The organism is Bradyrhizobium sp. (assembly GCF_035484855.1).
Taxonomy (GTDB): Bacteria; Pseudomonadota; Alphaproteobacteria; order Rhizobiales; family Xanthobacteraceae; genus Bradyrhizobium.
The window spans coordinates 1-6,212 of record NZ_DATHOP010000225.1 but is presented as its reverse complement, the minus strand read 5'-3'; the positions used below and the strand labels follow the sequence as shown (position 1 = coordinate 6,212).

The window sequence follows — 6,212 nt, the reverse complement described above, 5'->3', positions numbered from 1 at the left end:
GGCATTCGTCCCAGGATCGAACGTTTGCCGTGAACGACTTCATCATGCGACAGCGGCAGGATGAAATTCTCTGAAAAAGCGTAATGCAGGCCGAACAGAATATCGCCGTGGTGAAACCGGCGGTGGATCGGATCCTTGTTGATGTAGTTCAGCGTGTCATGCATCCAGCCCATATTCCACTTGTAGCCAAAGCCCAGCCCGCCAAACTCGACCGGGCGCGACACCTGCGGCCACGCGGTCGACTCTTCGGCGGCGGTCGTGGCCTGCGGAAAACGCGCGAACACTTCAGTGTTGAAGCGGCGCAGGAAAGCGATGGCGTCGAGATTTTCCCGGCCGCCATGCTTGTTCGGCACCCAGCCTCCGGCGGGCCGGCTATAGTCGAGATAGAGCATCGAGGCGACCGCATCGACACGCAGCCCGTCGATGCCGTAACGCTCCAGCCAGAACAGCGCGTTCGAGACCAGGAAATTGACAGCTTCGGTGCGGCCGTAATTGTAGATCAGCGTACCCCAGTCGAGATGGCGGCCCTGCAGCGGGTTGGCGTGTTCGTAAAACGCGGTGCCGTCGAAATGGCCGAGGCCGTGCGGATCGTCGGGAAAATGCCCGGGCACCCAGTCGAGTAAAACCCCAAGGCCCTCGGCATGACAAGCGTCGACCAGGGCGGAAAAATCCGCAGGCCCGCCGAACCGGCTGGTGGGCGCATACAGGCCGGTCGGCTGGTAGCCCCATGAGCCGTCAAAGGGATGCTCGCTGACGGGGAGGAATTCGACATGGGTAAAGCCGAGATCCCTGGCGTAACGCGGCAACTGCTCGGCGAGGTCGCGATAGGTCAGCCATTCGTTGTTGCCCTTGCGCCGCCACGAGCCGAGGTGGACTTCGTAGATCGACATCGGCGCGCTCAGCGCGTTGACCCGCTCGGGCGCCGGGCGCGGATGCGGAAGTCTGGCTTCGTCGAACACGATGGAGGCGGTGCTCGGGCGCATTTCCGCAGCGAACGCCATCGGGTCCGACTTCAGCGGCAGATGCTGGCCCTGCGGGCCGATGATGTCGAATTTATAGTGATCGCCTGCGGTGGCATGGGGCACGAACAGCTCCCAATAGCCGACGCCACGGACGCGCATCGGATGCCGGCGCGGATTCCAGAAATTGAAATCGCCGACCACGCTGACCCGCCGTGCATTGGGCGCGAGCACCACGAAGGCCACGCCATCGACGCCGTCGAGCGTCATCGGATGGGCGCCGAGCTTGTCGTAAAGCCGCTGGTGGGTGCCTTCGCCCAGGAGATACAGATCGAAATCGGTCAGGACGGGCGGAAAGCGGTAGGGATCGTCGAGATCGACCACGGTGTCGCCGAAGCGGGCGCGCAACTGGTAGCGCGTGGAGCCATTCGGCAGTGCGCCGACGAACAGACCTGCGTCGTGAATGCGCGACAGCTCGGCTGTCTCGCCGTGCTCGCCGATCGCCTCGACCCGTGAAGCTTCCGGCAGGAATGCGCGCACCACGGTCCTGCCGCCTTCGGTGTGAAGGCCCAGATAGTGAAAGGGATCAGAGTGGCGACCTTCGACAATCGCGTAGGCTTCCGCGGATAATTTGGTCATGAGGACTCGTTGGTATTCTGGGACAAAATTCGAAGCATCCCGGTCAGGGGTACGCGCAGCCAATCGGGCCGGTGAGCCAATTCATATTCGATCTCGTAAAAGGCCTTTTCGAGCAGGAAGAAGTTCAGGATACGTTCTGCATCATCCGGATCGGCCGGCCACAGGCGTTGATTGGTCATCACCTCGCGATAGGCGCCCAGAAACGAAGCTGTCGCCCGGTCGCGCCATTCGGTGAGCGCGGCGCCTAGCTTGCCGTGCTCGTCGGGTGCGACCTTCAGCGCGCGCATCAATGCGGCGGTGGCCGAATAATCGATCGAACGGATCAGGCCGGCGACGTCGCGCGCCGCCGGCGCCTTGCGGCGGCGCTCTTCCAATGGCCTTCGCGGCTCCCCCTCGAAATCGATGATGAAGATATCGTCCTTGACGATCAGGATCTGGCCGAGGTGGAGGTCGCCGTGGTGGCGGATCTTCAGACCGTCGATATCCCTGGGAAGCAGCGCGTTCACCCGCTGCAGCAGCGTGTCGCGCTGCGCAAGCGCCTGATCGACCAGCTGCCGGTCTGCCTCCCGCATGGCATCGCGTCGTTGCTTCAGCGCGTCGAACACACGTCCGGCGCGGCCCATGACATCTCCGATCCAGCGCTTCATGTCTTCGGGCCATGCCGGCTCCGGGGTGAAATCGGCGAATTCCTGGCTGGTGGCGAGCGCGAGATGCATCTCGGCGACGCGCTTGCCGATTTGCGACATATAGCGCAGATAGGGAACCTGCTCTTCGCTCTCGCCGGGATGTTCGCTGCCGGCCAACAGACGCTGCTCGTCGACGAAGCGATCGAGATAGGCCGACGTCACGGTCCAGGCGTCGCCCTGGTTTTCGACGAAGGCGTGCACGACGGCGATCGCATTTCTCTTGTCGCCTTCGATCAGTTCGACGCTGCCGAGCAGAGCGGGCGTATTGGCGAAGCCCGCGACCTCGGTCAGGAACCAGCCCATCTCGATCTCGGGATTGATGCCGGATTCAAGTTTGCGATAGACCTTGACCACATATTCGTTGTCGATCAGCGCGGTGCTGTTGGACTGTTCGGTCTCAACCGCCCGGATATGCTCGGGCGTCCTCACTGCATGATCGGAAAATCGGCTGGTCGGCCTGAATTCCAGCCGCAGGTCGTTTTCCTCGACCGTCAGACTCTGCCGCAGATTGCGCAGCAGCAGCGCGATGAAGATGTGATCGGTCGCGACATCGAGCAGCGTTCCTTCCCGCGCGCCCTGACGGACCGCTGCGAAGGCGCGGGGGTTGTAGCGTTCGCGGTCGAAGCGCACCCATTCGATCTGCATCGGCAGCACGTAACGGGAGGTCATACCGCGCTGGGTTGATTCGAAGAACGCAAGCCAGGGGCGGTTGTCGCCGATGTCGCAGAACGGGATCGCCGATGTCAGGGCCGGGTGGATGGCTTTCGGCGTGCGCTCGGGATACCAGCGGGTTCGCGCCAGGAAGCCCGGCAGCACGTCGCTTTCGAACACGCTTCTGGTGCGCGCCAGCGAAACCCAGGTTGCACCGAGTGGCACCACCAGGGTCTCGAATTCGGGAACCGTGGTGGGGGCGACATGCTCGGATTTGTCGCGCTCCCTGAGCTGGAACCAGTAGAAGCCATAGGGCGCCAGCGTGATCATGTAGGGCAATTCGCCGATCGCCGGAAAACGGGTGCGGCCGAGCATTTCCAGCGGGATGCGCTCCTTCCATGGCGAAAGATCGAGTTCGGTGGCTTGCGCCGACCGCGACAGATTGGCGACGCAGAGGATTACCTCGTCACCGTACTGTCTGACATAAGCGAGCACCGAACGGTTGGCCGGGCGGATGAAGGTCATGGTGCCGCGGCCGAACGCCAGCGTCGACTTGCGCACCGAGATCAGCCGCTTGGTAGCGCTCAAGAGCGAGGACAGACTGCGCGACTGCGCCTCGACATTGACCGCTTCATAGCCATAGACCGGGTCCATGATAGTCGGCGCGTAAAGCCGCGCCGGGTCTGAGCGGGAGAAGCCGCCGTTGCGGTCCGGCGTCCACTGCATCGGCGTGCGGACACCGTTGCGGTCGCCGAGATAGATGTTGTCGCCCATGCCGATCTCGTCGCCGTAATAGATGATCGGCGTGCCCGGGAACGACAGCAATAGCGAATTCATCAATTCGATCTTGCGGCGGTCATTGTCCATCAGCGGCGCCAGCCGGCGGCGGATGCCGACATTGATGCGGGCGCGGGGATCGTTGGCGTAGGTCGACCACAGATAATCGCGTTCGACGTCGGTGACCATTTCCAGCGTCAGTTCGTCGTGGTTGCGCAGGAACAGCGCCCACTGGCAATTGCCCGGAATATCCGGGGTCTGGCGCAGGATGTCGGTGATCGGAAAGCGATCTTCCTGGGCGATCGCCATGTAGATCCGTGGCATCAGCGGAAAATGATAGGCCATGTGGCATTCGTCGCCACGGCCGAAATATTCCTGCACATCCTCCGGCCATTGATTGGCCTCCGCCAGCAGCACCTTGCCCTTGGCGTAAGCGTCGAGTTCCCGGCGCAGCCTCTTGATGACGGCGTGGGTCTCAGGGAGATTCTCGTTGTTGGTGCCGTCGCGCTCGCAAAGATAGGGGATGGCATCGAGCCGGAACCCGTCGACGCCGGTGTCGAGCCAGCGCTTCATCACCTGGATCATCGCGCTGACCACGCGGGGATTGTCGAAGTTCAAGTCAGGCTGGTGCGAGAAGAAGCGGTGCCAGTAGAATTGCCCGGCTTCGGGGTCCCAGGTCCAGTTCGACTTCTCGGTGTCGGTGAAGATGATCCGAGTGCCTGCGTATTTCTGGTCGGTGTCGCTCCAGACATACCAGTTACGCGCGCTGGACTTCGGATCGCTGCGGCGGGCGCGCTTGAACCAGTCGTGCTGGTCGGAGGTGTGATTGATGACGAGTTCGATCACCACGCGCATGCCGCGTCGCTTGGCTTCGACAATGAAGCGGCGAAAATCCTTCATGGTCCCGAAATCGGGATTGATCGAGCCGTAGTCGGCGATGTCGTAACCATCGTCGCGGCCGGGCGAGGGATAGAATGGCAACAGCCAGAGCGCCGTCACCCCGAGATCCTGCAGGTAATCGAGCTTCTCAGTGAGGCCGGCGAAATCGCCGATGCCGTCATTGTTGCTGTCGGCGAAGGCCTTGACGTGAAGCTGATAAACGATGGCGTCCTTGTACCAGAGTTCGTCATGATCCAGCGCGGCGGCCGGCAGTTCTTCGGTATCGATTGACGACAGCAGGTTCATTCCAAAGCTCCGCGCGACCAGAGAACGAAATAGCGGGGCGGTATTATGGACGCGTTCACGCCGATGGGCAGCGCCGTGTGGGCGCCCTCGACGGTTTTTGATTGTTTTGATCACGGTGATGCGATTTGCAATGGGGTCCCATTTCGTTTGCGCGAAAGGAGATGCTCGGGACATATATAAAAAGCCGTTCCGCTTGCTTTGGTTCCTTTGGGGAACGGCCGAGGCGGATCGACGTTAAGCAAGGCTATCCTCTTCCTAAACCACAAGAATTTTGCGGCGGTTCCGTCTTCCGTTGCGTGCAAATGGCGTGCCGAATGAACCTTTACAGCAGAGCCAGAGAGCTGGACATCCAAACCGAATTTATCGATGGCCGCGGCCATCGCCAGGTAACCGATGCCGCCGCGCTCAAAATCATCCTCGATGCCTTGCCAGAGCGGGTTCCGTACCGCGTTGCCTCCGGAACCGTGGTGGTCCGTTCCGGACTACCGTCGCAAACCGAGATCAAGGAACCCGCCGCGTTCCCGGTGCGGTGGCAGATCATGTCGGGTTCGAAAGTCATCGCGCAAGGCGAAGCGCGCAATCGCAAAATCATCTGGCCCGCCGATTTGCCGCAGGGGTCGTATCGGCTCAATCTGACCGATGCGGCGTCATTTGCCGAAGAAGTGCCACTGATCGTCGCGCCAGCCAAAGCCTATGGCGGTGATTTCGACCGGTGCTGGCTGATCGCGGTCCAGCTTTACGGCGTCCGCTCGGGGCGCAACTGGGGCATCGGCGATTTCACCGATCTTGCGGCATTACTCGAATTGGCGGCCCAGTTGGGAGCCGATGGCATCGGGCTCAATCCCCTGCACGCTCTGTTCGACGACCACCCGGCCGATTGCAGTCCCTACTCGCCGAACAGCCGGTTGTTTTTGAACGCGCTCTATATCGATGTCGAGAAAATTCCCGAATTCAACGCCGAGGCATTTTCAAAGCGCTCCATCGCGCGGTTGAGAGAAGGTCATCTGATCGATTATGAAGCTGTCGCCGGGCTGAAATGGCGGGCGCTGCACGCAGCCTTCAGAAATTTCAAGTCGCACGCGAGCGCTGCCCGCAAGCAGGAGTTCGACGCGTTCCGCGCCGAGCGCGCGCCGCTGTTGTCGCACTTTGCCTGTTTCGAAGTGCTTCGGCACAAGTTCGGCAGACCGTGGTGGGAGTGGCCAGAAGGCTGGCGGCAGCCGGACGAGGCCAAATGCGCCGAATTGCGGCAGGGCGCGGATGCCGCCGAAATCGAATTCGTCGAATTCGTGCAATGGACGGCGGATGCGCAATTGCG

The 6,212-nt window shown here is 61.6% G+C and carries 3 protein-coding genes; 1 reads left to right on the top strand and 2 read right to left on the bottom strand.

Annotation, left to right across the window (positions count from 1 at the left end):
• On the bottom strand, positions 1-1,598 hold a 1,598-nt coding region (gene glgB, locus VK804_RS26050; protein WP_325375577.1), incomplete at its 3' end, for a 1,4-alpha-glucan branching enzyme.
• On the bottom strand, positions 1,595-4,897 hold the full coding sequence (gene treS, locus VK804_RS26045) for a maltose alpha-D-glucosyltransferase (protein ID WP_325375575.1): 3,303 nt from the start codon (positions 4,895-4,897) through the stop codon (positions 1,595-1,597). The genes treS and glgB, both read right to left, overlap by 4 nt.
• A gap of 314 nt (positions 4,898-5,211) precedes the next feature.
• Here treS and VK804_RS26040 point away from each other — a divergent pair.
• A partial coding sequence (locus VK804_RS26040; protein WP_325375579.1) for a 4-alpha-glucanotransferase occupies positions 5,212-6,212 on the top strand: 1,001 nt, incomplete at its 3' end.